Source organism: Cellulomonas pakistanensis (assembly GCF_016862755.1).
Lineage (GTDB): Bacteria > Actinomycetota > Actinomycetes > Actinomycetales > Cellulomonadaceae > Cellulomonas > Cellulomonas pakistanensis.
Genome location: NZ_BONO01000029.1, coordinates 1 through 26,060 on the forward strand (window position 1 = coordinate 1; position 26,060 = coordinate 26,060).

Below are 26,060 nucleotides of genomic sequence, written 5' to 3' on the forward strand. Positions count from 1 at the left end.
ACCGGCCGCACCCACGACGCCACCACCGACCCCCACGACGCACCCCCACCGTTCTGACGGGACGGCCCGAAGCGGGCACGACTCCGAGTCGCCGCCGCGCTGCGCCACCCGACCCGAGGCTCACGCCGTCCAGCCGCCACCGCCGTCGTCCCGCGCTGCGCGCTGTCCCACCGCCGTCGTCCCGCGCCGCACGCCGTCCCACCGCCGTCGTCCCGAGCCCCGCGCCGTCCGACCGCCACCGCTGTCGTCCGGAGCCCCGCCTCGCTGCCCGGGCCTCCGAGCGCCACGCCGTTGACGCGGCACGCCGCGACCCGTACGGTCTGAATCGATTCATTCCCCGGACACGGAGACGACGATGTCACACCCTGCCGCCGACCTCATCGCGCGCTCGAACCGCCTCGGCTCCGACCCGCGCACCACCAACTACGCCGGCGGCAACACCTCCGCGAAGGGCACCGCGACCGACCCCGCGACCGGCCGGCCGGTCGAGCTGCTGTGGGTCAAGGGCTCCGGCGGCGACCTCGGCACGCTCACCGAGAAGAATCTCGCCGTCCTGCGTCTGGACCGGCTCCGCGCGCTCGTCGACGTCTACCCCGGCGTCGAGCGCGAGGACGAGATGGTCGCCGCCTTCGACTACTGCCTGCACGGCCGGGGCGGCGCGGCCCCGTCGATCGACACCGCGATGCACGGCCTGGTCGACGCGGCGCACGTCGACCACCTGCACCCCGACGCGGGCATCGCGCTCGCCACGGCGGCGGACGGCGAGGCGCTGACCCGCGAGGTGTTCGGCGACGACGTCGTCTGGGTGCCGTGGCGCCGGCCCGGGTTCCAGCTCGGTCTGGACATCGCCGCCATCAACGAGAAGAACCCGCAGGCGATCGGCTGCGTCCTCGGCGGGCACGGCATCACCGCGTGGGGCGACACCTCGGACGAGGCGGAGGAGCGGTCGCTGCGGATCATCCGGACCGCCGAGCGGTTCATCGCCGAGCGGACCGAGGCCCTGGCCGCGGACGGCCGGCACCCGTTCGGCGCCGTGCGCCCCGGGTACGCGCCGCTGCCCGAGGCCGAGCGCCGCGCTCGCGCCGCCGCGCTGGCACCGGTGATCCGCGGGCTCGCCTCGACCGACCGGCCGCAGGTCGGCCACTACACCGACTCGGACGTGGTGCTCGACTTCGTCGCCCGCGAGCGCCTCGCGCCGCTGGCCGCCCTCGGGACGTCGTGCCCGGACCACTTCCTGCGGACCAAGGTGTCGCCGCTCGTCGTGGACCTGCCCGCGGACGCCCCGTTGGACGACGTGGTCGCGCACCTCCGCGAGCGCCACGCCGCCTACCGCGAGGAGTACCGCGCCTACTACGAGCGGCACGCGGCGCCCGACTCCCCCGCCATGCGCGGTGCGGACCCGGCGATCGTGCTCGTCCCCGGCGTGGGGATGTTCTCGTTCGGCAAGGACAAGCAGACGGCCCGCGTCGCCGGGGATTTCTACGTCAACGCGATCAACGTGATGCGCGGCGCCGAGGCGATCAGCACCTACGCCCCGATCCCGGAGTCGGAGAAGTTCCGCATCGAGTACTGGGCGCTGGAGGAGGCCAAGCTCGCGCGGATGCCGAGGCCGAAGCCGCTCGCCACCCGGGTCGCGCTGGTCACCGGCGCCGGGTCGGGCATCGGCCGGGCCATCGCGGAGCGGCTCGCGGCCGAGGGCGCGTGCGTCGTGGTCGCGGACGTGAACCTCGACGGCGCCCAGGAGGTCGCGGACGCGCTCGGCGGCCCCGATGTGGCGGTCGCCGTGCACGCGGACGTCACCGACGAGGACGCGGTGGCGCGCCTGGTCCAGGAGTCCGCGCTCGCGTTCGGCGGCGTCGACCTCGTCGTGAACAACGCCGGGCTGTCGATCTCCAAGCCCCTGCTCGAGACGACAACCCGGGACTGGGACCTGCAGCACGACGTCATGGCCCGCGGGTCGTTCCTGGTCTCCCGCGAGGCGGCCCGGGCGATGATCGCGCAGGGCATGGGCGGCGACATCGTCTACATCGCGTCGAAGAACTCGCTGTTCGCCGGCCCGAACAACGTCGCCTACTCCGCGACCAAGGCCGACCAGGCGCACCAGGTCCGGCTGCTCGCGGCCGAGCTCGGCGCGCACGGCATCCGGGTCAACGGGGTCAACCCCGACGGCGTCGTGCGCGGGTCGGGCATCTTCGCCGGCGGCTGGGGCGCGCAGCGCGCGGCGACCTACGGCGTCCCCGAGTCCGAGCTGGGCGCGTACTACGCGCAGCGCACGCTGCTGAAGCGGGAGGTGCTGCCCGAGCACGTCGCCGCCGCGGTGTTCGCCCTGACCGGGCCGGACCTGGTGCAGACGACCGGCCTGCACGTGCCCGTGGACTCCGGCGTCGCCGCCGCGTTCCTGCGCTGAGGGAGGATCGACCCATGACCGAGCGCCAGCTGCCGAGGTGGTCCGAGCTCCAGCCGCTGCTGCGGCCCAAGCCGATCCGCCTCGACCCCACGCGTCGCCGCCTGGAGGACGCGCTGACCATCGCCGACCTGCGCACCGTGGCCCGCCGCCGCACGCCGCGGTCGGTGTTCGACTACACGGACGGCGCCGCCGAGGCCGAGATCAGCCTCCGCCGCGCGCGCCGGCTGTTCCGGGACCTCGAGCTGCGGCCGTCGATCCTGCAGGACGTGTCGGAGGTCGACACGACGACGGACATGCTCGGGAAGCCCGCCGCGGTGCCGTTCTCGTTCGCGCCGACCGGGTTCACGCGGATGATGCACCACGAGGGCGAGCGCGCGGTCGTCCGGGTCGCCGAGCGGCGCGGCATCCCCTACGCGCTGTCGACGATGGGCACGACGTCGATCGAGGACGTCGCCGCGGCGGCGCCGGACGCGCGCAAGTGGTTCCAGCTGTACGTGTGGAAGGACCGCGCCGCGGGCGAGGACCTGATGGCGCGGGCGAGGGCGTCGGGGTTCGAGGCGCTGCAGCTCACGGTCGACGTGCCCGTGGCGGGCGCGCGGCTCCGGGACACCCGCAACGGGTTCTCGATCCCGCCGGCCCTGTCGGTGAAGACGGTCCTGGACGCCGGCACGCACCCCGCCTGGTGGCTCAACCTGCTCACCACCCGGCCGCTGGAGTTCGCGTCGCTGCAGTCCTGGGGCGGCACCGTCGCCGACCTGCTGGACAAGCTGTTCGACCCGACGATGACGATCGCCGACCTGGAGTGGCTGCGCGCGTCCTGGGACGGGCCGCTGGTCATCAAGGGCATCCAGACGGTCGAGGACGCCCGCCGGGTGGTCGACGCCGGGGCGGACGCGATCGTGCTGTCGAACCACGGCGGCCGGCAGCTCGACCGGGCGCCGGTGCCGCTGCGGCTGCTGCCCGACGTCAAGGACGCCGTCGGCGACCGGGCCGAGGTCTGGCTCGACACCGGCATCCTGTCCGGCGCGGACGTCGTCGCCGCGCTCGCCCTGGGCGCCGACGCGACGATGGTCGGCCGCGCGTACCTGTACGGCCTCATGGCCGGCGGCGAGCGCGGCGTCGACCGGGCGGCGGAGATCCTCACCCGCGAGGTGCGCCGCACGATGGCGCTGCTCGGGGTCCGGAGCGTCGGCGAGCTCGGCCCGCGGCACGTGCGGCTGCCGTGAGCCCCGCCCCGGCAGGGTGAGCCGCCGGCGCTTCACCCGTTAAGCGGGACAAAACGGACATCCGGCTCAGTACCGTCGCCCCATGGACATCCGGCTCATCCCGCTCGCGGACGTCACCGAGGCCGACGAGCGCGCCTGGCACGGCCTCGCCGCCGACGCGCTCGCGCCGAACATGTGCCTCGACCCGCGGTTCCTCCTGACCGCCCGCAGCCGGCCGGACGCGCACGAGGTCCGCGTCCTCGCCGCGCGCGACGGCGGGGCGTGGCTGGGGGCGCTCGCCGTCACGACGAAGCGGGTCGCGCCGCGGCTGCCGGTGCGCGCGCTGACCACGGGCGGCGAGTTCATGACCTCGCAGTGCGACCGGCACCACCCGCTGCTCCGCCGGGACCGCGCGCCCGAGGCGCTGGACGCCCTGCTGCGCGGCGCGCCGACCGTCGGGCTGCCCGGGCTCGCGCTGCTGCGCCGGTTCCCCGCGGAGGGCCCGCTCGCCGACGTGCTGGCGACGGTCGCCGAGCGGCGCGGGATGCGCGTGCACGAGCGCAGCCGCGACGTCGGCGCCTGGGCCCCGCGGGAGGCGTTCGACGTCGTGCCGGTGCCCCCGCTGGTGGACGGCGTGCTGGTCGACCCGCCGCTGTCGACCGGCCACCTGCGCACGGACGACGCGCGCAACCTCCGGCGGGTCGCCCGCGGGCTGGCGCGCGAGCTCGGCGGCCCGCTCGAGCTGCGCGAGGAGTCGGCCGACCCGGCCGCGGTCGACCGGTTCGTCGCGCTGCAGGCGTCGGGGTGGAAGGGGGACGCCGCGCGGGGTGGCGCGGCGCTCGGCCTGGACGCCGCCGACGAGCGCTGGTTCCGCGACTCGGTCGACGCCTACCGCCGCGACGGCGACCTGGCCGCGCTCCGGCTGACCGCCGGCGGGGAGACGGTCTGGGCCGGGTTCCAGGTCCGGTCGGGCGGCGGCTGGTTCGGGCTGCTCGACGCGTACGACGAGCGGTTCCGCCGGTTCAGCCCCGGGTCGGTCGGGCGGATCGCCTGCATGACGTACCTGCTCGGCGCGACGGACGCGCCGTTCGTCGACCCGGGGTTCGGCTCGCACTACGCGGTCGGCGCCCGGCTGTGGCCCGCGGCGCGGCCCCAGGTCGACCTGCTCGTGGCGGCGCGCGGCCCGGCGGCGCACGCCGTCCTGCGCGCGGTGCCGCTGGCCCGGCGGCTCGGCGTCGCGGCCTGACGCCGGGCATGCTGGGGGCGCGCCCGCGCATCCCCGCAGCCCCGCAGCACCGCCGGAAGGACCCGCACCGTGACCGTCGTCGTCGAGCCCGCCCGCCCCGACGAGGTCACCGCCTGCGGGCGGCTGCTCGCCGAGGCGCTGGGCGACGACCCGGTGGTCCGGGCGATGCTGCCGGGCGACCGCGACCGGCCCGCCCGGCTCACCGCGCTGCACGCCGCCCAGCTCCGGTCCGGGCCGCTGCCCGCGGGCACGGTCGACGTCGCCCGGACGGCCCCCGGAGGAGCACCGGTCGGCGTCGCGGTGTGGCACGGTCCCGGCGGCGGCGGGCACGTCCGCGAGCGCCTGCGGAACCTCCCGGCGGTCGTCCGCGCGCTCGGACTCCGGCACCTGCCGACGGCGGCCGCGCAGTCCGCCCGGTACGAGCGGCACCGACCGCGCCGGCCGCACTGGTACCTCGAGGAGATCGCCGTGGGCCCGGACGCCCGCGGGCTGGGCGTCGGGTCGGCGCTGCTCCGGCACCGGCTCGCGGAGGTCGACCGCGCCGGGCTGCCCGCCTACCTGGAGGCGACCACCGACGCGAGCCGCCGGCTGCACGAGCGGTTCGGCTTCGTGGCGACCGGGCAGGTCCCGGTCGCCGGCCCGCGGCCGTGGGCGATGATCCGCGAGCAGGCCACGGGCACCGCGGGCTGACCGCTCCCGCGACCGCGTCCGCGGCACCGCCGCGTCAGCTCTGGTGCGCGCCCCAGCCGTGCCAGCGCTCGACCTCGACGACCGCCGAGAACCGCGGGTTCTCCCGGTCCGGGTAGGGGTTGCCGGTGTAGTGCCGGGACAGGCTGTCGATGTCGGCGCGGTCGACGTCCTCGTACAGGTCGACGACCCGGCCGACGAGCGTCACGTGCGTGTACCAGTCGCCCTCGTCCAGCGCGGTCAGCGTGACGCGCGGGTCCCGGCGCAGGTGCTTCAGGCGCACCCGGGTGCCGTCGAGATTGAGCAGCACCGTGCCGTCCTCACGCCACAGGTACCAGGTCGCGGCGGTCACCGGGGTGCCGTCGGAGCGCAGCGTCGCCATGACGGCGGGGTTGGGGCGGCGGAGCATCTCGACGGCGTCGGACGGCAGCGGGGGCGTGGCCACGGGGGACCTCCGGGATCGGGGACGGGTGTGCCCGGCCAGTCTCGCCCACCCGGCCGGGTGCGGGCGCGCCGGCGTCGCGGGCGGGCGACGCCGCGCGTCGGGGGTGAGCGGGGAGCCGGGGTCTGGGACGATCGGGGACGACCGACGGCGACGGGCCCACCGCGCGCTCCCCCGGCACGGCACGAGAGGGACCGCAGCCATGACCCGACCGGCACCGGCCACCGCCCCGACGGACGCGGCCCCGGACGCGGGCACGCCGCCGCGGTCCCCCCGCCGGCTCCCGCGCCCGCCGAGTGCCGCCGGGGTGGTCGTCGGCACGGTGTTCGCGATGCTGGCCATGACGCCGTCGCTCCTCCCCCGCGACTGGCTGTTCCAGGCGCTGGTGTCCGGCATCTCCGGCGCGCTGGGCTACGGCATCGGGGTCGTGCAGGCGTGGGCGCTCCGGCACGTCCCGGCGTGGCGGCGCCTGGTCGCGGCGGCCCGGCACCGGGTCCCGCCCCGCGTGCGGACCGCCGTCCGGCCGTGGCTGGTGCCGGCCCTGGCCGTCGCCGTGGTGGTCGCGCTGGCCCTCATGCTGACCGCCGGCGCCCGGTGGCAGCGCGAGATGACCGCGGCGATCGGCATGCCCGGCCCCAGCACCGGCGACTGGCTCCGCGCCGGTCCCCTGCTGGTTCTGGTGGCGGTCGCGTTCGTGCTGCTGGCCCGCGGGCTGCGCTGGGTCGGGCTCCGGATCGAGCGCGCGCTGCGGCGGTGGCTCCGGTTCCCGCGGCTGCTGGCCGGCGCGGTGGCCGTCGCGCTGGTCGCGGTCCTCACCGTCGTCCTGGTGAACGACGTGCTGCTCTCGCGGGCGCTGTCCGCCGCGGACGGCGCGTTCGCGCTGGCCAACACGGAGGACCACGCGGGCGTCACGCAGCCGGAGGCGCCGGAGCGCTCCGGGTCGCCCGCGTCGCTCGTGCCGTGGGACACCCTCGGCCGGGAGGGTCGCCGGTTCGTCGCCGAGGGCCCGACCGCGGACGAGCTGGCCGCCGCGGCGCCGGACGGCGTCGAGCCTCGCACGCCGATCCGCGCCTACGCCGGCCTCGACTCCGCCGACTCCGCCGAGGGCCGCGCCGCGCTCGCCGTCGCCGACCTGGAGCGGGCCGGGGCGTTCGACCGCGAGGTGCTGCTCGTCGTCACCACGACCGGCAGCGGCTGGGTCAACGACTCGGCGGTGTCGGCGCTGGAGCTCATGCACGCGGGCGACACGGCCACCGTGTCCACCCAGTACTCGTACCTGCCGAGCTGGCTGTCCTTCCTCGTCGACCGGTCCCGCGCCGCCGACGACGCGCAGGCGCTGGCGGCGGCCGTCGAGGAGCGCGTCGCCGCGCTGCCCGCCGACGACCGGCCGCAGCTGCTCGCGTACGGGGAGAGCCTCGGGTCGTACGGCTCCGAGCGCGCCTACGAGTCGCTCGCGGACATCCGCGCCCGCACCGACGGCGTGCTGTGGGTCGGCCCGCCGAACTCGAACCCGGTCTGGCACGCGCTCATGGAGCGCCGCGACCCCGGGACCACCCCGGGCGCACCCGTGTACGCGAGCGGGCTGCTGGTGCGGTTCGCCGGCGACACCGACCAGATGGCGACCCCGCCGACCGCGTGGGAGGAGCCGCGGGTGCTGTACCTGCAGCACGCCTCCGACCCGATCGTCTGGTGGGGCCCGGACCTGCTGCTCACCCGCCCCGACTGGCTCGCCGCCCCGCACACCGGCGAGGGCGGGCTGACGATGACCTGGTACCCGCTGGTGACGTTCTGGCAGCTGACGTTCGACCTGGTGAACTCCAAGGCGGTGCCCGACGGGCACGGGCACAACTACGACGCGCTGACCCTGGACGGCTGGGTGGCGGTCGCAGCGCCGGAGGGCTGGTCGGACGCCGACACGGCGCGGGTGCGCGGCGTGCTGGCGGACCGGGCGGGCTGACGGGAGGCGGACCCGGCACCGCGCCGGACGCCGCCGCGACCGGAGGGATCGACCGCGCCGGATGAGGCGCCCGCCCCGCTGCACGCGGCAGCGTGGTCCGCGAGCCGACCGCCCTGCCCCCGCGCGAGGAGAGGACCCACCATGCCCACCCACGCCACGCACCCGTTCCGGTTCTCGTCCGAGGCGGACCACGACGAGGTGATCCGCAGCACGCTCGGGCGCACCACGGCCGGCGCGGCCGACGTCGGCGAGGTGCTCGCCGCGGTCCAGGGCGTGCGCGGCAAGGACCACGACGGCTGGTTCGCGGCCTGGCGCGGGCTCGGGGACCGGGTGGCGGCCCAGGGCGACGCGGCCGCCGCGGGCGGGCACCGGGCCAGCGCGGCGTCGGCGTACCTGCGGGCGTCCGCGTACCTGGCGGTGGCGGTGAACGCCGTCGCGGCGCTCGAGTCCGACGACGACCTGCTGCCGACGTTCCGCGCGCACCGCCGGGCGTGGGACGCCTGGGTCGCGCACTCGGACCTGGACGTCGTGCCCGTCGACGTCCCGTACGAGGGCGACGCGCTGCCGGCGTTCCTGTTCCGCGCGCCGGGCGGCGGCGCGCAGCCCACGGTGGTCGCCGTCAACGGCAGCGACGGGTCGCTGACGTCGCTGTGGGTCGAGTGCGTGGCCGGCGCGCTGCGCCGCGGGTACCACGCGCTGGTCTTCGACGGCCCCGGGCAGCAGTCGATGCTGTTCGAACGGGCCGTGCCGTTCCGCCCGGACTGGGAGAAGGTGCTCACCCCGGTGCTGGACGTCGTGCTCGCCCGGCCGGAGGTCGACGCGGAGCACGTGGCCGTCTACGGCGTGAGCCAGGCGGGGTACTGGGTCGCGCGGGCGCTGGCCTTCGAGCACCGCCCGGTGGCGGCCGTCGTCGACCCCGGCGTCGTGGACGTCGCCGCGTCGTGGGAGCGCGCGATCCCCGGCAGCCTGCTCACGCTGCTCGACAAGGACGAGGACCACGCGTTCGACCGGGACATGGCGCTCGGCATGAGGCTGAGCCCGGCGACCGCGCGCACCTGGCGGTTCCGCGCGCGGCCGTACGGCACCGAGGGCTACGCCGCGACGGTGCGGGAGGTGCGCCGGTACGACGCCGCCGACGTCGCCGCGCGGATCACCACCCCGCTGCTCGTCACCGACCCCGAGGGCGAGACCTTCTGGCCCGGGCAGTCGCGACGGCTCGCCGCGCTCACGCCCGAGGTGTCGACGCTGGTGCCGTTCACCGCGGCCGAGGGCGCGGACGGCCACTGCCAGCCGCTCGCCCGCGCCCTCACGGAGCAGCGCGTCTACGACTGGCTGGACGGCTACCTGCGCTCCTGACGTCGCCCGCGGGGGCCCGCCCGGCGACCTCGGCACCCGGGTGGCCGCGCCGCTGCCTGGGCGGCCGCGCCGCTGCCCGGGCGGACGGCGGGGCGTCGTCGCGACACGGCGGCGCACGTGGGTGAGGCTGGCGGCATGGGCACGGGCGTGCGGGTGGTCGTGGTCGGGCAGGTCGCGCGGGACCTGGTGCTGACGGTCGACGGCGTCCCGGACGCGGGCGCGTCGGCGGCGGTGCGCGAGCGGGCGGAGCTGCTCGGCGGCAAGGGCGCGAACCAGGCGCGGGCGTGCCGGCAGCTCGGCGCATGGGTCGCCGTGGTCGGCGTGGCCGGCGACGACCCCGCGGGGCGGCAGGCGCTCGACGAGGCACGGGCCGCGGGGCTCGACGTCACGGGCGTCGTGGTCCGCGCGGGCGCGCGGACGGCGCTGCTGGTCGACGTCGTCGGGCCGCCGGGCGAGCGGCGGCTGCTCGAGCACGTCGAGGCCGCCGTCCTCCTGACCGCGGACGACGTCGAGGCGTCCGCGGACGCGCTCAGCGGCGCCGACGCGGTGCTGCTCCAGCTCCAGCAGCCGGCCGCGGCGATCCGCGCGGCGCTCCGGCTGGCCGGGCCGCGCGCGCTGGTCGTCGCCGACGGGGCGCCGGAGGACGCCGCGCTGGTCGACGAGCTGCTCGCCGCCCGCGCCGTGCTCCGCGCGGACGCGCCGGAGGCCGAGGCGCTCGCCGGGCGCCCGGTGCGCGGGCTCCCGGGCACCGTCGCCGCGGCGACCGACCTCGTCACCCGCGGGGCGCGCGTCGTCCGGCTCGCCGCGGGCGCGGACGGCGACGTCGTCGCCTGGCCGGGCGGGCACGTCGTGACGCCGCTGCTCGGGGACGACCCCGTGGACCCGACCGGCGCGGGCGACGCCTCGACGGCGGCGCTGGCGGTGGCGCTCGCCGCCGGCCGGGCTCCCGAGGAGGCGGCGTGGTGGGCCGCGGTGGCGGCGCGCCGCGCGGTCGGGCACGCCGGGGGCCGGCCGGACCTGGACGGCGCGTCGGTCGCGGCCGAGGCCCGGCTAGCCCGCGCCCGCGCCGCGGGGTCGCGCGCGCCCGCCTGACGCCGCGCGGCGTGGACGCGCCGTCGACCCTGCCCGCCGCACGGGCTACGGTGCGGCGCGTGACCCGCACCTACTCGCACGTCGTCATCGGCGCCGGCGCCGTCGGCTCGGCCGCCGCCTACTGGCTGTCCCGCGCCGGCGCGGAGCGCGTGCTCGTCGTCGAGCAGTTCGACCTGGTCAACTCCCTGGGCTCGTCGGGCGACCACTCCCGGATCATCCGGCGCTCGTACCACCGGCCGGAGTACGTGCACCTGACGGACGCCATGTTCGCCGCCTGGGACCGGGTCGAGCGCGAGTCCGGCCTGCCGGTGCTCGTGCGGACGGGCGGGCTCGACCTCGCGCCGCCCGCCGACGGCGCCGACGGCCCCGACCGCCTCGCCGTGTTCCGCGACGCGATGGACGCGGGCGGCGCGCGCTACGAGGACCTCACGACCGCGGAGCTCCGCGCCCGGTACCCCCAGTGGCAGGTGCCCGACGGCACCACCGCGCTGTACCAGGCGGACGCCGGCCTGATCGACATCCGGCGGTCGGTGTCCGCGCACACCTCGCTCGCGCTGGCGGCGGGCGTCGAGTTCCGGCCGCACACCCGCGTCACCGGCGTCGACGTCCGGGACGGCGGCGTCACCGTGCGCACCTCGGCGGGCGACGTCGAGGCCGGCGGGCTGATCGTCGCGGCGGCGTCCTGGCTGGGCGACCTCATGCCGGACCTCGGGCTCGACTTCCGGCTGACGCTGTCCGAGGAGCAGGTCGACTACGTCGCGTCCGCGCGGCCGGCCGAGCTCACGCCCGACCGGTTCCCGATCTGGGTCTGGCACGGCGACGAGGTCATGTACGGCTTCCCGGTGTACGGCGAGGCCGGGGCCAAGATCGCGCGCGACATGCGCGGGTCGTTCGTCACCAGCGAGGGCCGCACCCACCGCCCCGACCACGCGACGACCGAGCGGTCCCGGGAGTTCCTCGCCCGGCACCTGCCCGCGGCCGCGGGCCCCGCGCTGCGCAGCGCCGTGTGCGTCTACGACATGCCGCCGGACCGCGAGTTCGTGCTGGACACCGTGCCCGGGCACCCGCACGTCGCGGTGTTCAACGGCGCGGGCCACGGCGGCAAGTTCGCGAGCCTCGTCGGGTCGGTGCTCGCGGACCTGGTCACCGCCGGGTCGACGCCCCACGACATCGGGCTGTTCTCGCTGACCCGCCCGGCGATCACGGACCCGGCGTACGCCGCCGACTTCGGCCTGCACGCCTGACGGGGCGCCCGGCCCCCGACGCCCTCAGCGCCGCACGGCGTACCGCAGCCAGAGCGTCCCGTTGCCGAACGCCCGCTGCTCCCGCAGCTCGAGGTCGAGGGCCAGGTCGTCCGGCCAGAACCGCAGCCCGCCGCCGACCGCCACCGGCGCGACGTACGGCTGGACCTCGTCGACGATCCCGGCGCGCAGCGCGTGCGCCGCGAGGGTGGGGCCGTCGACGGTGACGTCGTGGTCGAGCCCGTCGACCCACGCGCGCACCGCCCCGGGGTCGAAGGCGCGTTCCAGCCGCGTGCGCGCGGTCGTCGGCTCCGCGAGCGTCGTGGAGTAGACGACCTTGTCCGCCGCCTGCCACACCTCGGCGTAGGTCCGCACGAACGGCGGCGCGTCGGGCTCGTCGAGCGCGGTCTCCCAGAACGACATCGTCTCGTACATGCGGCGGCCGTACAGGTACGTGCCGACGGGCCGGCTCTGCTCCGCGATGAAGTCGTGCAGCCGCGGGTCGAGCGCGCCGCCCCAGTCGCTGCTGCCGGACGCGTCCGCCGCGTACCCGTCGAGCGAGGTGAACATCGAGTAGATCAGCCGCCCCATGCGCCCACCGTAGGGACCGCACCGCGCCGAGGTCGAGGGTTCCGCGGGAGATCGAGGGCCGGCACCCTCGACCTCGGCGGAGACCCTCGACCTCGGCGCGGGTCAGCGGGTCAGCGCGTCTCCGCGCGCGCCGGGGTCGCCGCCGCCGCCTCCGCGAGCGGGAACAGCCGCGCCAGCACGTCGGCCAGCGTCACGACGCCGAGCGTCGTCCCGCCGTCCCCGACGAGCGCCAGGTGCTGCCGCCCCTCGCGCATCTGCGCGAGCGCCGCGGACACCGGGGCGTCGGCCTCGAGCCGCAGCACGGGCCGCGCGAGCGCCCCGACCGGCGCGTCGTCCGGGTGCGCGAGCGTGTCCCGCACGTGCACGACGCCGTCGAGCCGCTCCCCCGCGCCGACGAGCACCCGCAGGTGGCCCGAGGCGCGGGTGGCCGCGCGCACGTCCGCCATGGTGGCGTCCGGCGCGACGGCGGTCGGCGCGCCGCCCGCCCGCACCAGGTCCCGCACGGTCAGCGACTGCAGCTCCAGGGCCCCGGTCAGCTGCCGCGAGTAGGCCGCGTCCAGCGCGCCGACGTTGGTCGAGTGCTCGACCAGGTGCCGCAGGTCGTCCGGGTTCTGGCCGGTGGCGACCTGGTCGGCCGGCTCGACGCCGACCTTCCGCAGGCACCAGTTCGCCGCCTCGTTCAGCACGCGCAGCAGCGGCCGGGTGAACCACATGAACGCGCGCATCGGGGTGGCCAGCAGGATCGCCGACGTCTCCGGGTGCGCGATCGCCCAGGACTTGGGCGCCATCTCGCCGACGACCAGGTGCAGGAACGTCACGATGATCAGCGCCAGCACGAACCCGGCGACGTCCGCGAGCCAGAGCGCGACGCCCCAGCCCTCGAACAGCGGGGTCAGCCAGTGGTGCACCGCGGGCTTGGTCACGGCGCCGAGCGCCAGGGTGCACGCGGTGATGCCGAGCTGGGAGCCCGCGAGCAGCACCGTGAGCTCGGTCGAGCTGCGCAGCGCGGCCCGGGCGGACCGGCTGCGCGGCGCGGCCTCCTCGAGCCGGTACCGCTTGGCGGCGAGCGCCGCGAACTCCACGGCCACGAAGAACGCCGACAGGGCGATCAGGGCGACGGTCACGATCACGACGACGAGGGGGCTCATCGGTTCTCCTCCTGGTCGCGCTCGACGGCCGCGGCGCGCTCGTCCTCGGTGGGCGGCGGGTCGGCGGGCACGGTGACCCGCACGAGCGCCGGGACGTGCCGCTCGATCTCCAGCACGTCGACCCGCATCCACACGGGCTCGGGGTCGCCGGCGTGCGCGAGCTCGCCCGGGTCGCCCGGCAGCAGCAGCACGACGCTGGTCCCGGCCGGGGGCAGGGAGCCGTGCGCCGCGATCACGAGGCCGCCGATCGTCTCCCAGTCGCCGGCGGGCAGGTCGCGCCCGACGGCGCGCTCCACCTCGTCCACGTGCACGTCGCCGGCCATGGTCCAGGCGCCGTCGTCCTCGGCGAGGGTCGGGGCGTGCACGCCGGTGTCGTGCTCGTCGGTGATCTCGCCGACGAGCTCCTCGGCCAGGTCCTCGAACGTCAGCACGCCCGCGAAGCCGCCGTACTCGTCGAGCACGCACGCGAGCTGGTTGCGCCCAGCGGCGAGCTGCCGCAGCGCGTCGGGCAGCACCATCGACGTCGGCATGAGCTCGGGCGCGCGCATGAGGCGCTCGACCGGCTCGCCCGGGTCGGTCGCGACCAGGACGTCCTGCAGGTGCACGACGCCCAGCACCTCGTCGTCCGCGGACAGCACCGGGTAGCGCGAGTGGCCGCTGGCCATCTGCTCCCGCACGTCGGCGACGGTGGCGCCGGCGCGCACGACGTCGACCCGCGACCGCGGGATCATCGCGTGCTCGACGTCCTGCTCCGGGAAGTCGAGGACCCGGTCCAGCAGGACGGACAGCTCGCGCGGCAGGTCCCCCGACTCGGCGGACTCCGCCACGATGTGCTCGAGGTCGCGCGCGGTCGCGGAGTGCTCCACGTCGTGCACCGGCTCGATGCGCAGCAGCCGCAGCAGGGCGTTCGACGCGGAGTCGAACACCCGGATCAGCCAGCCGAACACGGTGAGGTACGCCGTGGTCGAGCCGGCCAGCCGTACGGCGACCGGCTCGGGGCGGGCGATCGCGAGGTTCTTGGGGAACAGCTCGCCGAACAGCATCTGCACCAGCGTCGACAGCAGCAGCGCGAACACGGTGCCGACGGCCACGCCGACCGCGGTGGGCACGCCGACGCCGCCCAGGGCCTCGCCGAGCGCGTCGCCGATCAGCGGCTCCGCCACGTACCCGACCAGCAGGCCGGTGACGGTGATGCCGAGCTGGGCGCCCGACAGCATGAAGGAGGTCCGCCGGGTCACGGACAGCGCGCGGCGCGCGCCGGCGTCACCGTCGGCCGCGCGGGCGTTCAGCCGCGACCGGTCGACGGCCATGTACGCGAACTCCTGCGCGACGAAGTACCCCGTCGCGGCGGTGATCGCCAGCACCACGAGCACGCCCAGGAGCAGGGACAGCACCCACATCAGATCTCACCCCCCGTCGCCGTCTCGCACGGGCGCAGGGGGTTGGTACTACTGTCGCCGTCCATCTCTCTCCAGGTCGGGGTCACGATCGACACCCTCAACGCGCCGACGCGCGCGCGAGTTCCCGGCTTCTGCGACGGATGTTCTCGCGGTGACGCCGACGGGTCGGGCGCGCGTCAGACCCAGTACCCCGACGACGCCGAGTACGCCCCGCGGTACTGCCCGCGCCGCAGCCGGATCGCGTTCCGCTTGACGTCGTACGCGAGCAGCCGCCACTGCGGGACCGTCCACCGCCGCGCGACGGACGCCAGCGCCCGCGCCCGGTCGGCGGGCGGGACGGGCGCGGCCAGCGGCTCGAGGAGCATCCGCGCCGCCAGGTACCACTGCGGGAACGCCACGGGCCGCCGGAACGCGGGGTCGTAGCTGCGCACCTGCACGATCGGGTCCGCGCCGACGGCCTTGCTGTTCTGGTTGTCGTGCCGCCGGCACCGGAACAGCGGCTCGGGCACGACGACCCACTCCGCCCGCAGCGCGGACCGGATGCCGAGCACGATGTCGCCGCCGAAGAACCGCGGGTGCCCGCCCATCGCCCGCAGCGCCTCGGTGCGCAGCACGCCGCCCCAGGCGATCGCCTGCCAGGACTGCCGCCGGAGCAGCTGGTCGACCCGCTCGGCCGGCGCCAGCCCCAGGTACCGCAGGCCCTCGTCGTCCATGCCGCCGACGACGTCGCCCGCCGCGTCCACCAGCGTGACGCGCGGGAACGCGATGTCGGCCTCGGGGTGCGCGAGCAGCGCCTCCCGGCACCGGACGAGGTGCTGCGGCTCCACGACGTCGTCCGCGGCGTTCCACAGGAACAGCGGCGCGCGGGCCAGGTCGAGCACCCGGTTGAAGTTCCACGGCACGCCGCGGTTCACCTCGGAGCGCACGTACCGGAACCGCGGGTCGGCCTCGGCGAACGCGCGCGCGATCTTGCCGGTCTCGTCGGTGGACCCGTTGTCGGACACGATCACCTCGATGTCCCGCAGGTCCTGGTCGCGCAGGGCGGTCAGCGCCTCCTCCAGGTAGAGGTCCCCGTTGTAGACGGGCACCCCGACGGAGACGAGGGGCACACGGGGGGCGGGCACGGCGGCGTGGGACTGCGGCACGGCGGCCTCCCTGCGGTGCGGGTGGGCCGACGGCGCCGCCTGCCCGACATGTCCGATCCGCACCGGATGCTACGCCCGTCGCGCCCCGCCGCGCGCCGGGTTCACGCCCCGGGTTCGGCGCGCTCCCCCTGCAGCCCCAGGTGCACCACCAGCAGCGCGATGTCGTCGTCCGGGGCCTCGCCCGCGACGCCGCGCTCCAGCACCGCGTCGGCCAGGTACCCCGCGTCCAGCGTCGCCGACCCGGTCGCCCGCGCCCGCGCCTCCGGCACCAGCCCCGCGACCAGCTCGGCCAGCGCGTCGATCCCGTCCTGCAGGTGCGTCCCGCGCCGCTCGACCAGCCCGTCCGTGTAGAGCACGACGGTCGACCCGCGCGGCACCTCGACCTCGGCGTCGGTGCGGTCGCTGCCCGGGGTCACCCCGAGCACGAGCTCGGGCCGCCCCGCGCGCAGCTCGCGGACGGTCCCGTCCGGCGCGACCAGCAGGGGCGGCAGGTGCCCGGCGTTGGTCCAGCGGAACCGGGTCACGCCCGCGTCCCGCTCCTCGGGGGTCTGCTCCAGCCGGCCGACGACGGCGGTCGCCATCGCGTCGACGCGCAGCGTGTCGAGCGCCGCGTCCAGCGACCGCAGCACCTCGGCCGGCGTCCCGCCGCCGGTCGCCGCGATGCCGCGCAGCAGGGTGCGGACCTGGCTCATCACCGCCGCCGCGTGCCGGTCGTGGCCCATGACGTCCCCGATCACCACGACCGTCGACCCCGACGGCTGCAGGAACGCGTCGTACCAGTCGCCGCCGACCTGGGCCGCGCGCGCGGCGGGCACGTACCGGACGGCGACCTCGAGGTCGTCCGGCTGCGCCGGCGCGGACAGCAGCGCGCGCTGCAGCGTCTCGGCCATCCGGCGCTGGCCCTCGTACAGCCGGGCGTTGTCCAGCGCGAGGCCCGCGCGGTCGGCGACCTGCACCAGCAGCGACAGGTCGTCCTCGCCGAGATCGGGGTGGCCGTCGTCGAGGAACAGCGTGATCGCGCCGACCGTCCGGCCGCGGGCGCGCATCGGCAGCGCGTAGCCCGTGCGCGGGGCCAGCCCGGCGAACACGTCGCGCGCCTCGCCCTCCAGCAGCGGGACGACCGCGGCCGTCGCGCCGGGGATCACCACCGGCTCCCCCGAGCGCAGGGCGCGGTGCAGGAACGACTGCGGCGACAGCGACCCGAGCCGGAGCTGCGCGTACCGGGCGACCGCCTGCCGCCGCGCGGGGTCGGCGTGGTAGCCCGCGATGTCGCGGAGCTGCTCGTCCTCGTCCCACAGCGTCACGAGCGCCCAGGAGCCGAAGTGCCGCACGACGTGCCGCGCGAGGCGACCGACGGCGTACTCGGTGTCGAGGGTCGCGGTGAGGTCGTCGCCGACCGTCGTGAGCAGGGCCAGGCGCGCGGTCGCCGCGTCCGCGTCGGCGAGCGCGGCGGCCCGCTGCTCCTCGAGCCGGCGGCGGTCGGTGATGTCGTGGAAGTACACCGACAGCCCGTCCGGGCCGGGGTGCGCGCGGACCTCGTACCAGCCGTCCAGCGGCGGCGGGTAGTACGCCTCGAACGACCGGGCGACGCCGGACTCCGCCGCGCCGCGGTAGTGCTCCTCGAACGCCGAGCCGACGGACAGCGGGAACAGCTCCCAGATGACGCCGCCGAGCATCTCGCCGCGCGTCCGGCCCAGGACGCGCTCGGCCTCGGCGTTGACGTAGGAGAACCGCCAGTCGTCGTCGAGCAGGAAGAACGCCGTCTGCATCGTCTCGAGCACGCGCGAGATCCGGGCGTCGGCCTCGCGCTCGGTGGTGGTGTCGTACGCCGCGCCGAGCACGCGCACCGCGGTGCCGTCCGGGCCGGGCAGCGCCATGCCCTTCGCCTTGACCCAGCGCACCGCGCCGCCCGGGTGCAGCACCCGGTACTCGGCGGTGTACTGCGTGACCCCGTCGATGGCGGCCTGCAGCGCCTCGGAGACGCGGGCGCGGTCGTCGGGGTGCACGGCGGCGGAGAACGCCTCGATGGTGCCGCCGAACTCGCCGCGCGGGATCCCGAAGATGGCGTGCAGCTCGTCGTCCCACGCCAGGGACCCGGTGACGAGGTCCCAGTCGAAGCTGCCGACCTCCCCCGCGGTGACCGCGAGCTGCCAGCGCATCCGGTCGGCCTCGTACTCGACGGCCAGGGCGGACAGCTCGAGCTCCGCGACCGCGGACGCGGCCAGGTCGGTGAGCACGAGCACGTCGTCGGTCGACCAGGAGCGGACGTGGTCGTCGTACACGCACAGCGCGCCGACGACGTGGCCGTCCTTGCCGACCAGCGGGACGCCGAGGTACGCGCGGACCTGCCCGTCGGCGACGACGGCGAGGTCGCGCAGCCGCGCGTCGTCCCGGGCGTCGGTGACGACCAGCGGCTCGCCCAGCCGGGCGGTCACCGAGCAGACCTGGTCCTGCAGGATCGTGCGGGCGCCGGTGGACCCGGCGACGGACCCGTCGTCGGTCGTCCCCGCCGCGGCCGGGACGTGGGGCAGCAGCGAGACCTGCGAGGACGGGGCCGCGAGCAGCCGGGACGCGAGCTGCGCCAGGCGCTCCAGCGCGGGGTTGCCCACGGAGGCGAGCAGCCGCTGGACGGCGGCGTCGCGGTCCGCGTCGGGCGCGGGTGCGGACGTCGGCGGGTGGTCGGGCACGGAGGTCCCTCCATCCGGTCGTGGCCTGGCTGAAGCATAGGGCGACCGGGCTGCTCGGGCGGCACGCGCCGGGCACGCGCGCCGCGGGTCCGCGCCGGGCACGCTCCCCGGGACGCCGACGGGGCGGCCCCGTGCGGGACCGCCCCGTGTGCGCGGTGGTGGCGGTCGCCGTCAGGCGCTCGCGGTCACCCGGGCGTCGTCGGGGGCACCGTCGCCGGTCTCCCCGGGCGCGACCCGGGCGCGGTCGTCCGCCATGAGGAACCAGGCCACGACCGTGACCACGGTGATCACGGCGGCCATGACCAGGTAGGAGTTCGCGAAGCCGATCGCGGCGTAGGACGCGCCGAACACCGAGGCGAAGATCGCGATGCCGATCTGCTTCGCGAAGTTGAACCCCAGCATGTAGGCCGTCGCCGAGATCCGGACGTCGAACATGCGGGTGATGTACTTCATGACCGACACCAGCAGGAACGGCATCTCGATCGCCGCGAGCAGGCGCCACGCGATCAGCAGGTACTCGTGCGTGAAGAACGCCGAGCCGAGCACGCGGACCAGCAGGATCGCGGCGAACACCATGAGGCCCTTGCGGGCGCCGATCCGGTTGATGATGAACGGCGCGGCGACCATGAACGCCGCCTCGGCGAAGATCTGCACGGCCACGACGCGGGAGAACAGCACCTCGGGGTCGCCGCTGGTGACGAACGTGGCGAAGTAGTTCGGGAACTGCTGGTCGAACACATCGTACAGCGCGGCGGTGCCGAACATCAGCACGACGAAGCCGACGAAGTTCCGGTCACGCAGCAGCGCCAGGACGGTCTCCTTCGACACCTTCGTGCCGCCGGCGCCGGCGTCGGCCCCCGCGCCGGCCGCGGCGCCCGTGGCGCGGGCCTGCTCGTCGCCCTTCGGCACCCGCGCGACGAACAGCAGCGTCCCGAGCACGATCGCCGACACGGAGCCGGCCCACCAGATGCTGTCCGGGTTCGCGGCCCAGATGAAGCCGCCGACCAGCGCCGCGGTGCCGCCGGCGAGCGAGCCGAACAGGCGGGCGTGGCCGTACTCGTAGCCGTTGGCGCGGCTGGCGCGCTCGCTGAACGCCTCGACGACGCCCACGCCCGAGTTCAGGCACAGGCTGAGGAAGATGCCGCCGACGACCGCCGCCAGGTACTCGTTCACGCCGATCAGCGGCTGGAACACGAACACGAAGAACGGGCCCATGAACGCCGCGCAGAGCACGACGAACGCGAACAGGTACTTCTTGAAGCCGAGCCGGTCCTGCAGGAACCCGTAGATCGGCTGCAGCACCAGCGCGGTGATCGCCGAGACGGTGCTGACGACGCCGATCGCGCCGGTGCCCATGCCCTCGCGGGCCAGCCACAGCGGCAGGAACGTGAACGCGAGCTGCCAGATGGCGAAGTAGAAGAAGAACAGGCCGCCGTAGTTCCAGAACACGCCGCGCTTCAGCGACTCGAGCGCGCTGGGGCGCTCCTCGGCGGCGGGGGTGGTGCTCGTGCTCACTGCGGCTCTCCGGCGGGGCTGAGGACCTCGGTCGAGGTCGGGGTGGGGCGGGTGTCGGGCACGGGCGTGCCCCACACGGGGTTGCCGTCGGCGTCGAACGGCAGCACCTGGGCGCGGGCGTGCCGGTTCGGGTCCCAGAGCGGGTCGCCGACGATCTCGGTGTAGGTGCGGGCGTGGTAGACGAGCACCGGGGTGCCGTCGGCCAGCTCCGTGAACGAGTTGTGGCCCGGCCCGTACTGGCCGGCGGCCGGGTCCGAGACGAACACCGGCGTCTCGCTCTTGGTCCAGGACGCCGGGTCGAGCAGGTCGGAGCCGAGCTCGGCGGTCAGCACGCCCATGGCGTAGTCGATGCCGGTCGCGGCGCCCGAGTACGTGAGGAACACCCGGCCGCCGCGCACCAGCACCGACGGGCCCTCGTTGACCCAGAAGCCCTTCGTCTCCCAGTCGAACTCCGGACGGGTCAGCTCGACCGCGGGGCCGGCCAGCGTCCAGGGGTTCGCCATCGGCGCGATGTACAGGTTGGAGTGCCCCCGCACGTCGAACGCCTGCTGCGCCCAGACGAGGTACTGCTGCCCGTCGATCACCGTGGACGTCGCGTCGAGCGCGAACGACTCCCAGCCGGTGTCGACCTGGCCGCGCTCGACCCACTCGCCCGTGAACGGGTCGTCGGCCGTGTTCTCGAGCACGTACACCCGGTGGTTGAACGTCTCGGCCGTGCCCGGCACGTCGACGGTGCCGTGGTCGTCCGGCGCCGCGGCGTAGTACACGTACCAGGCGTCGCCGACCCGGTGGATCTCGGGCGCCCAGATGAGGTGCGACTGCGGCCCCGACGCGTGCCGGGTCCAGATCGTCACCTCCTCGGCGGCCTGGAGGTCCTCCAGGCGCTCGGCCCGGCGCAGCACGATCCGGTCGTAGAGCGGGTGCGAGCCCGTGAAGTAGTACTGACCGTCGTGCCGGAGCACGCAGGGGTCCGCGCGCTGCAGCACGATCGGGTTGACGTCGACGCCGTCCGTCACTGTCGTCTCCTCGTCGAGACCGCCGGGAGGTCCGGCGGGTTCTTCATCGTTGTATGTTAACGCTCACACAGCGTACGCCCGGATGTCCAGCCGGGCGCCGGGACGCAGGTCCCGGTGGCGGGCCGGCCCGGCGGGGCGCGCGTGCCGGCGGCGCGGGGCGCGTCCCGGTGGCCCGGGGTCGGCCCGCCGGTAGCCTGTCCGGCGCACCGTCACCACGACACCCGGAGGCCCGCGTGCCCGCGCTCGACGACCCCGCCCCGCGCCCGGCGCCCGCCGCCTCGGGCTCGCGGCTCGCCCCCGGCGCGCGCGACTCCCGCATCCCGCCGCGGTGGCTGCCGCGCGCGCTGGCGATGGCGGTCGTCGCGGCGTTCGCGGGCATCCTGATCTGGCGCGCGGCCTCGATGCTCGGCAACGTCATCACGATCATCGTGATCTCCTGGTTCGTCGCCCTGGCGATGGAGCCGATGATCCTGTGGCTCGGCCGGCACGGCGTGAAGCGGCCGCTCGCCACCGGCCTCACGATGATCGGCTCGCTGGTGCTCGGCATCGCCGTGCTCGGCCTGCTGGGCGGCCTGTTCGTCAACCAGCTCGTCGACCTGGTGCAGTCGATCCCCGGCTACTACGCCGACCTGCGCGCCATGGCCGCCGACCGGTTCGATATCGAGCTGCCCCGCACCAGCGACCTGCTCACCAACGCCGGCGACTACGCCGGGAACATCGCGGACGGGGTGCTCGGCGTCGGCGCGTCCATCGCCGGCGGCCTGTTCACGGCGACCGCCGTGCTGCTGGTCGTCTACTACATGGCGAGCGCCGGGCCGAAGTTCCGCGCCGCCGTCTGCCGGTACCTAGCCCCGAACAGGCAGCGCGAGGTGCTCCGCCTGTGGGAGGTGTCGCAGGACAAGGTCGCCGGGTTCATCACCTCGCGGCTGGTGCTGGCGGCGATCTCGACCGCGGCGACCTGGCTGTGCCTGCAGCTGCTCGGCATCCCGTACGCGCTCCCGCTCGCGGTGTTCACCGGCCTGGTGTCCCAGTTCATCCCCACCGTCGGCACGTACATCGGCGGCGCGCTGCCGATCCTGGTCGCGCTGACCGTGTCGCCGCTGCGGGCGCTGGCCGTGCTCGCGTTCATCATCGGGTACCAGCAGGTGGAGAACCTCGTCCTCACGCCGAAGGTGTCCCAGCGGTCGCTCGCGCTGAACCCGGCGGTGGCGTTCCTGTCGGTCATCGCGTTCGGCGCGGTCTTCGGGGCGCTCGGGGCGTTCCTGTCCCTGCCGGTCGCGGCGACGATCCAGGCCGTCATGTCGACGTACGTCCGCCGGCACGAGCTCGTCGACTCCGCCCTTCTCCAGGAGGAGGCCGTCGGGCGGCGCAAGGACGCCGAGGCCGCGGAGGCGGCGGCCGCCGGGGACGTCCCCGGCGAGGGCGAGCTCCGGCCCCCGGTCGCGCCGCCCGTCGACCGCGCCTAGCGTCGGGCGGACCGGCGCCGCGAGGGCGCCGACCCCGACCCGAGGAGGACGCGTGACCGACTCGACCAGCGACTGGATCCCGGACACCCCCGGCGAGGACCCCGACGCGGTGGACGCGCAGCCCGAGCGCGAGCTCGGCGGCGTGGACCGCGGGGACGACGTCGCCCAGGACCTCGAGGAGAACCTCGAGGACGGCGCGATGACCGCCGAGCCCGACCCGGTCGAGCCCCCGGACTGACCCCTCCCCACCTCCCGAGTGGAAGATCTGGCCGGACACGCCGATGCGTGTCGGGCCGGATCTTCCACTCGTCCCCGGCCCCGCGCGCGGGTCAGGCGTAGAAGACCTGCTCCACCGACTGCCGCGCCCGGCGCGACGCCCGCAGCCACGCGTCCTCCAGGTCCTGGCCGGAGCCGGACGGGTAGCCCAGCACCGCGGCCAGGCCGGTCAGCACCTGGCGGTCGTGCGGCAGGACGTCCGCGGCGGCGCCGGTCCGGCCGGTCCACAGCACCAGCGCGTCCCGCAGCCGCGACGCCAGGTCCCACGCCTCGGCGAGCACCGCGGCGTCGTCCGCCGGGACGAGCCCCGCGTCCCGGGCGGCGGCCAGGGCGTCGAGCGTCGACGTCGTGCGGAGCGCCGGCACGTCGTGCGCGTGCCGCAGCTGCAGGAGCTGGGCGGTCCACTCGACGTCGGCGATCCCGCCCCGCCCCAGCTTGAGGTGCCGCGTCGGGTCCACGCCGCGTGGCAGCCGCTCCGCCTCCACCCGGGCCTTGATCCGGCGCACCTCGCGCACGCCGGCCGCGTCCAGCCCGCCGGCCGGGTAGCGCAGCGGGTCGGCGAGCGCCGTGAACCGCTCCCCCAGCGTCGCGTCGCCGGCGACGGGCCGGGCCCGGAGCAGCGCCTGGCTCTCCCAGACGAGCGACCAGCGTGCGTAGTACTCGGCGTACGCGTCGAACGACCGCACCAGCGGACCGCTGCGCCCCTCGGGCCGCAGGTCGGCGTCCACCTCCAGGGCGGGCTCCGGCCCGACGGCGCCGAGCAGCGCGCGCAGCCGGGTGGCGACGCCCGTGGCGAACTCCTGCGCCAGGGACCCGTCCGCCGGCCCGTCCTCGCCGCGCACCGGGTCGTGCACGAAGAGCACGTCGGCGTCCGAGGTGTAGCCCATCTCGCGGCCGCCGAGCCGCCCCATCGCGACGACCAGCAGCGCCGTCGGGTCGGCGTCGAGCCCGCGGGCCGCCCGCTCCTCCCACGCCGCGACCCGCAGCGCGCCGGCGAGCAGCACGTCGGCGGTCGCGGTGAGGCTGCGGGACGCCCGGGTGCCGGTGACCACGCCGAGCACGTCGGCGACGGCCGTCCGCGCGAGCTCCCGGCGGCGCAGGGCGCGCAACGCGGTCGCCGCGGGCACCGGCTCGGTGGCGCGGGTGAGGATCGCGTCGGCCTCGGCGGCGAGCCGCTCCTGGCTGCGCGGCTCCAGGTCGGCGTCGTCGTCCAGCCAGGCCACCGACTCGGGAGACCGGGCCAGCGCGTCCGCGACGTACCGGGAGGTCGACAGCGCGCGGGCCAGCCGCTCGGCGGCCGTGCCGGAGTCGCGCAGCATCTTGAGGTACCAGTGCGTGCCGCCGAGCTCCTCGGACAGGCGCCGGAACGCCAGCAGCCCGCCGTCGGGGTCGGGGCCGTCCGCGAACCAGCCGAGCATCACCGGCAGCAGCTGCCGCTGGATCGCCGACCGCCGGGTCACGCCGCCGGTCAGGGCCGCGATGTGCCGCACGGCGCCGGCCGGGTCGCGGTACCCGATCGCCGCGAGCCGCTCGCGCGCGGCCTCGGGCGCCAGCCCGACGTCCTCGGTGGACAGCTGCGCGGTCGCCGGCAGCAGCGGCCGGTAGAACAGCGCCTCGTGCAGGTCGCGGACCTCCCGCTTCACCTGCCGCCAGCGCTCCAGCAGCCCCTCGGCGCCCTCGGCGCGCATGCCGAGCGACCGGGCGAGCCGGCGCAGGTCGGGCTCGGCGGTCGGCATCAGGTGGGTGCGCCGTAGCCGGTGCAGCTGGATCCGGTGCTCGATCGCGCGCAGGAACCGGTAGCAGACGGCGAGCTGCCCGGCGTGCTCCCGCCCGACGTACCCGGCGGCGGACAGGGCGGCCAGCGCGGTCAGCGTGTTGCCGCTGCGGATCTCCGGGTCGGCGCGGCCGTGCACCAGCTGCAGCAGCTGCACGGTGAACTCCACGTCCCGCAGGCCGCCGACGCCGAGCTTGAGCTGCCGGTCGGCCTCCGCGGCCGGGACGTTCTTCTCGACGCGGCGGCGCATGGCCTGCGAGTCGGCGACGAAGTTCTCCCGGCGGACGGCCTGCCAGACCATCGGGTTGGTGGCCTCGACGTACGCGCGCCCGAGCTCCGGGTCGCCGGCGAGCGGCCGGGCCTTGAGCAGCGCCTGGAACTCCCAGGTCTTCGCCCAGCGCTCGTAGTACGACCGGTGCGAGTCGAGCGTGCGGACGAGCGGGCCGTCCTTGCCCTCGGGACGCAGCGCCGCGTCGACCGGCCAGAGCGCCGGCTCGCCCGACGGCGCGGCGCACGCCCGCGCCAGGGCGGTCGCGAGCCGGGTGCCGGCGGCCAGGGCCTCGGCCTCGTCGGCGCCGTCGACCGGCTCCGCCACGTAGACGACGTCCACGTCGCTCACGTAGTTGAGCTCGCGCCCGCCCGTCTTGCCCATCCCGATCACGGCGAGCCGGACGGACGCGCCGTGGTCGTCGAGCTCCGCGCGGGCCAGCGCCAGCGACGCCTCCAGCGCGGCGGCGGCCAGGTCGGCGAGCGCGGCGGCCACGCCCGGCAGCCGGGTCAGCGGCTCGCCGCAGGTGAGGTCGGTCGCGGCGATCCGCAGCAGCCGGCGGCGGTACGCGCGGCGCATGGCGTCGACGCCGTCCGGCCCGGCGAGGGCCGCCACGGGGACCGCGGCGTCGGGGTCGGCACCGACCGCCGCGAGCAGCTCCGCCCGGACCTCGCCGGCCGGCACGCCGGTGCCGGGGGCGTCGTCCAGCACGACGTCGAGGTGCTCGGGGTGCGCGCTCAGGTCGTCGCCGAGCGCCACGGACGCCCCGACGACGGAGATCAGCCGGTCCCGGGCCGGGCCGTCCTCGGCGAGCGCGGCGGCGAGCCGGCGGCAGCGCGCCGGGTTCGGCTCCGCGGCGCCGGCGATCTTGGCGAGCGACAGCAGCGCCTGGTCCGGGTCGGCGGCCTCCGCGAGCGACGGGACGAGCGCCTCGGTCGCGAGCCGCGCGGCCCCGGGCGCGTCGTCGGGGCCGGCGGGGCGCGGCGGGGCGTCGGCGCCGTCGCCGCCCACCAGGCGCAGCAGCGCGGCGTCGGCCAGCAGCCGCTCCGCGCGCGCGACGTCCGCGAACCCGGCGCGGGTCAGCCGACCCGCGAGCGTGCTGCCCCGACCGACCGACGTGCTCACGCGCCCACGCTACCGA

General features: G+C 76.3%; 19 protein-coding genes. 10 read left to right on the forward strand and 9 right to left on the reverse strand.

The window, feature by feature from the left end; genetic code table 11:
* Positions 1-355 precede the first annotated feature (355 nt).
* From Cpa01nite_RS16050 to Cpa01nite_RS16065, 4 genes are all read left to right on the forward strand, one after another.
* Positions 356-2,407, forward strand: coding sequence for a bifunctional aldolase/short-chain dehydrogenase (locus Cpa01nite_RS16050; protein ID WP_203669792.1), 2,052 nt, complete (start codon positions 356-358; stop codon positions 2,405-2,407).
* A 14-nt stretch (positions 2,408-2,421) separates the two neighbouring features.
* Positions 2,422-3,633 (forward strand): alpha-hydroxy acid oxidase, encoded by a 1,212-nt coding sequence (locus tag Cpa01nite_RS16055; protein ID WP_203669794.1) that lies wholly within the window; start codon positions 2,422-2,424, stop codon positions 3,631-3,633.
* Between the two features lie 82 nt (positions 3,634-3,715).
* Positions 3,716-4,858 carry a GNAT family N-acetyltransferase gene (locus tag Cpa01nite_RS16060; RefSeq protein ID WP_203669796.1) on the forward strand — a complete coding sequence of 381 codons (1,143 nt, stop codon included), beginning with the start codon at positions 3,716-3,718 and terminating at the stop codon, positions 4,856-4,858.
* A gap of 69 nt (positions 4,859-4,927) precedes the next feature.
* Positions 4,928-5,548 carry a GNAT family N-acetyltransferase gene (locus Cpa01nite_RS16065; protein ID WP_203669797.1) on the forward strand — a complete coding sequence of 207 codons (621 nt, stop codon included), beginning with the start codon at positions 4,928-4,930 and terminating at the stop codon, positions 5,546-5,548.
* A 34-nt stretch (positions 5,549-5,582) separates the two neighbouring features.
* Here the strand turns inward: Cpa01nite_RS16065 and Cpa01nite_RS16070 are convergent, their stop codons facing one another.
* A complete protein-coding gene (locus Cpa01nite_RS16070; protein WP_203669799.1) occupies positions 5,583-5,990 on the reverse strand; it encodes a TIGR03618 family F420-dependent PPOX class oxidoreductase in 408 nt (135 codons plus the stop codon).
* A 199-nt stretch (positions 5,991-6,189) separates the two neighbouring features.
* On the opposite strand from Cpa01nite_RS16070, the gene Cpa01nite_RS16075 reads away from it, so the two are divergent.
* The 4 genes from Cpa01nite_RS16075 to solA all read left to right on the forward strand — a co-directional run bounded on the left by Cpa01nite_RS16075 (position 6,190) and on the right by solA (position 11,636).
* Positions 6,190-7,944, forward strand: a complete 1,755-nt coding sequence (locus Cpa01nite_RS16075; RefSeq protein WP_203669802.1) for an alpha/beta hydrolase — start codon at positions 6,190-6,192, stop codon at positions 7,942-7,944.
* 141 nt (positions 7,945-8,085) lie between these two features.
* Complete coding sequence (locus Cpa01nite_RS16080) at positions 8,086-9,300, forward strand: alpha/beta hydrolase family protein (RefSeq protein ID WP_203669804.1); 1,215 nt, start codon at positions 8,086-8,088, stop codon at positions 9,298-9,300.
* Between the two features lie 135 nt (positions 9,301-9,435).
* Complete coding sequence (locus tag Cpa01nite_RS16085; protein ID WP_203669805.1) at positions 9,436-10,392, forward strand: PfkB family carbohydrate kinase; 957 nt, start codon at positions 9,436-9,438, stop codon at positions 10,390-10,392.
* A 59-nt stretch (positions 10,393-10,451) separates the two neighbouring features.
* Positions 10,452-11,636 carry an N-methyl-L-tryptophan oxidase gene (gene solA, locus Cpa01nite_RS16090; RefSeq protein ID WP_203669807.1) on the forward strand — a complete coding sequence of 395 codons (1,185 nt, stop codon included), beginning with the start codon at positions 10,452-10,454 and terminating at the stop codon, positions 11,634-11,636.
* 24 nt (positions 11,637-11,660) lie between these two features.
* Here solA and Cpa01nite_RS16095 read toward each other — a convergent pair whose 3' ends face one another.
* The 7 genes from Cpa01nite_RS16095 to Cpa01nite_RS16125 all read right to left on the reverse strand — a co-directional run bounded on the left by Cpa01nite_RS16095 (position 11,661) and on the right by Cpa01nite_RS16125 (position 21,135).
* A complete protein-coding gene (locus tag Cpa01nite_RS16095; protein WP_203669809.1) occupies positions 11,661-12,224 on the reverse strand; it encodes a dihydrofolate reductase family protein in 564 nt (187 codons plus the stop codon).
* A 110-nt stretch (positions 12,225-12,334) separates the two neighbouring features.
* Entirely contained in the window at positions 12,335-13,372 is a 1,038-nt protein-coding gene (locus Cpa01nite_RS16100) for a hemolysin family protein (protein WP_203669811.1), read from the reverse strand.
* Positions 13,369-14,772, reverse strand: a complete 1,404-nt coding sequence (locus Cpa01nite_RS16105) for a hemolysin family protein (RefSeq protein WP_203669813.1) — start codon at positions 14,770-14,772, stop codon at positions 13,369-13,371. The genes Cpa01nite_RS16100 and Cpa01nite_RS16105 overlap by 4 nt, the downstream gene beginning before the upstream one ends.
* A 176-nt stretch (positions 14,773-14,948) precedes the next feature.
* Positions 14,949-15,917, reverse strand: a complete 969-nt coding sequence (locus Cpa01nite_RS16110; RefSeq protein ID WP_203669815.1) for a glycosyltransferase family 2 protein — start codon at positions 15,915-15,917, stop codon at positions 14,949-14,951.
* A gap of 101 nt (positions 15,918-16,018) precedes the next feature.
* A complete protein-coding gene (locus tag Cpa01nite_RS16115) occupies positions 16,019-18,604 on the reverse strand; it encodes a SpoIIE family protein phosphatase (RefSeq protein WP_203669817.1) in 2,586 nt (861 codons plus the stop codon).
* A gap of 171 nt (positions 18,605-18,775) precedes the next feature.
* Complete coding sequence (locus tag Cpa01nite_RS16120) at positions 18,776-20,119, reverse strand: oligosaccharide MFS transporter (RefSeq protein WP_203669819.1); 1,344 nt, start codon at positions 20,117-20,119, stop codon at positions 18,776-18,778.
* Positions 20,116-21,135 carry a glycoside hydrolase family 43 protein gene (locus tag Cpa01nite_RS16125; protein ID WP_203669820.1) on the reverse strand — a complete coding sequence of 340 codons (1,020 nt, stop codon included), beginning with the start codon at positions 21,133-21,135 and terminating at the stop codon, positions 20,116-20,118. The genes Cpa01nite_RS16120 and Cpa01nite_RS16125 overlap by 4 nt, the downstream gene beginning before the upstream one ends.
* 233 nt (positions 21,136-21,368) lie before the next feature.
* Between Cpa01nite_RS16125 and Cpa01nite_RS16130 the strand changes: the two genes are divergently transcribed.
* Both Cpa01nite_RS16130 and Cpa01nite_RS16135 read left to right on the forward strand, forming a co-directional pair.
* On the forward strand, positions 21,369-22,601 hold the full coding sequence (locus Cpa01nite_RS16130) for an AI-2E family transporter (protein WP_239068848.1): 1,233 nt from the start codon (positions 21,369-21,371) through the stop codon (positions 22,599-22,601).
* A gap of 52 nt (positions 22,602-22,653) precedes the next feature.
* The gene (locus Cpa01nite_RS16135) at positions 22,654-22,839 is read left to right on the forward strand and encodes a hypothetical protein (RefSeq protein ID WP_203669822.1); all 186 of its coding nucleotides are present in this window, start codon (positions 22,654-22,656) and stop codon (positions 22,837-22,839) included.
* A 91-nt stretch (positions 22,840-22,930) separates the two neighbouring features.
* Here Cpa01nite_RS16135 and Cpa01nite_RS16140 read toward each other — a convergent pair whose 3' ends face one another.
* The gene (locus tag Cpa01nite_RS16140) at positions 22,931-26,044 is read right to left on the reverse strand and encodes a bifunctional [glutamine synthetase] adenylyltransferase/[glutamine synthetase]-adenylyl-L-tyrosine phosphorylase (RefSeq protein WP_203669823.1); all 3,114 of its coding nucleotides are present in this window, start codon (positions 26,042-26,044) and stop codon (positions 22,931-22,933) included.
* Positions 26,045-26,060 lie beyond the last annotated feature (16 nt).

What these genes read in the sequence shown, in the direction of transcription:
- Cpa01nite_RS16050 (WP_203669792.1), top strand. Translation starts at nt 356, where the DNA reads ATGTCACACCCTGCCGCCGACCTCATCGCGCGCTCGAACCGCCTCGGC.
- Cpa01nite_RS16055 (WP_203669794.1), top strand. Translation starts at nt 2,422, where the DNA reads ATGACCGAGCGCCAGCTGCCGAGGTGGTCCGAGCTCCAGCCGCTGCTG.
- Cpa01nite_RS16060 (WP_203669796.1), top strand. Translation starts at nt 3,716, where the DNA reads ATGGACATCCGGCTCATCCCGCTCGCGGACGTCACCGAGGCCGACGAG.
- Cpa01nite_RS16075 (WP_203669802.1), top strand. Translation starts at nt 6,190, where the DNA reads ATGACCCGACCGGCACCGGCCACCGCCCCGACGGACGCGGCCCCGGAC.
- Cpa01nite_RS16080 (WP_203669804.1), top strand. Translation starts at nt 8,086, where the DNA reads ATGCCCACCCACGCCACGCACCCGTTCCGGTTCTCGTCCGAGGCGGAC.
- Cpa01nite_RS16085 (WP_203669805.1), top strand. Translation starts at nt 9,436, where the DNA reads ATGGGCACGGGCGTGCGGGTGGTCGTGGTCGGGCAGGTCGCGCGGGAC.
- Cpa01nite_RS16095 (WP_203669809.1), bottom strand. Translation starts at nt 12,224, where the DNA reads ATGGGGCGGCTGATCTACTCGATGTTCACCTCGCTCGACGGGTACGCG.
- Cpa01nite_RS16100 (WP_203669811.1), bottom strand. Translation starts at nt 13,372, where the DNA reads ATGAGCCCCCTCGTCGTCGTGATCGTGACCGTCGCCCTGATCGCCCTG.
- Cpa01nite_RS16105 (WP_203669813.1), bottom strand. Translation starts at nt 14,772, where the DNA reads ATGTGGGTGCTGTCCCTGCTCCTGGGCGTGCTCGTGGTGCTGGCGATC.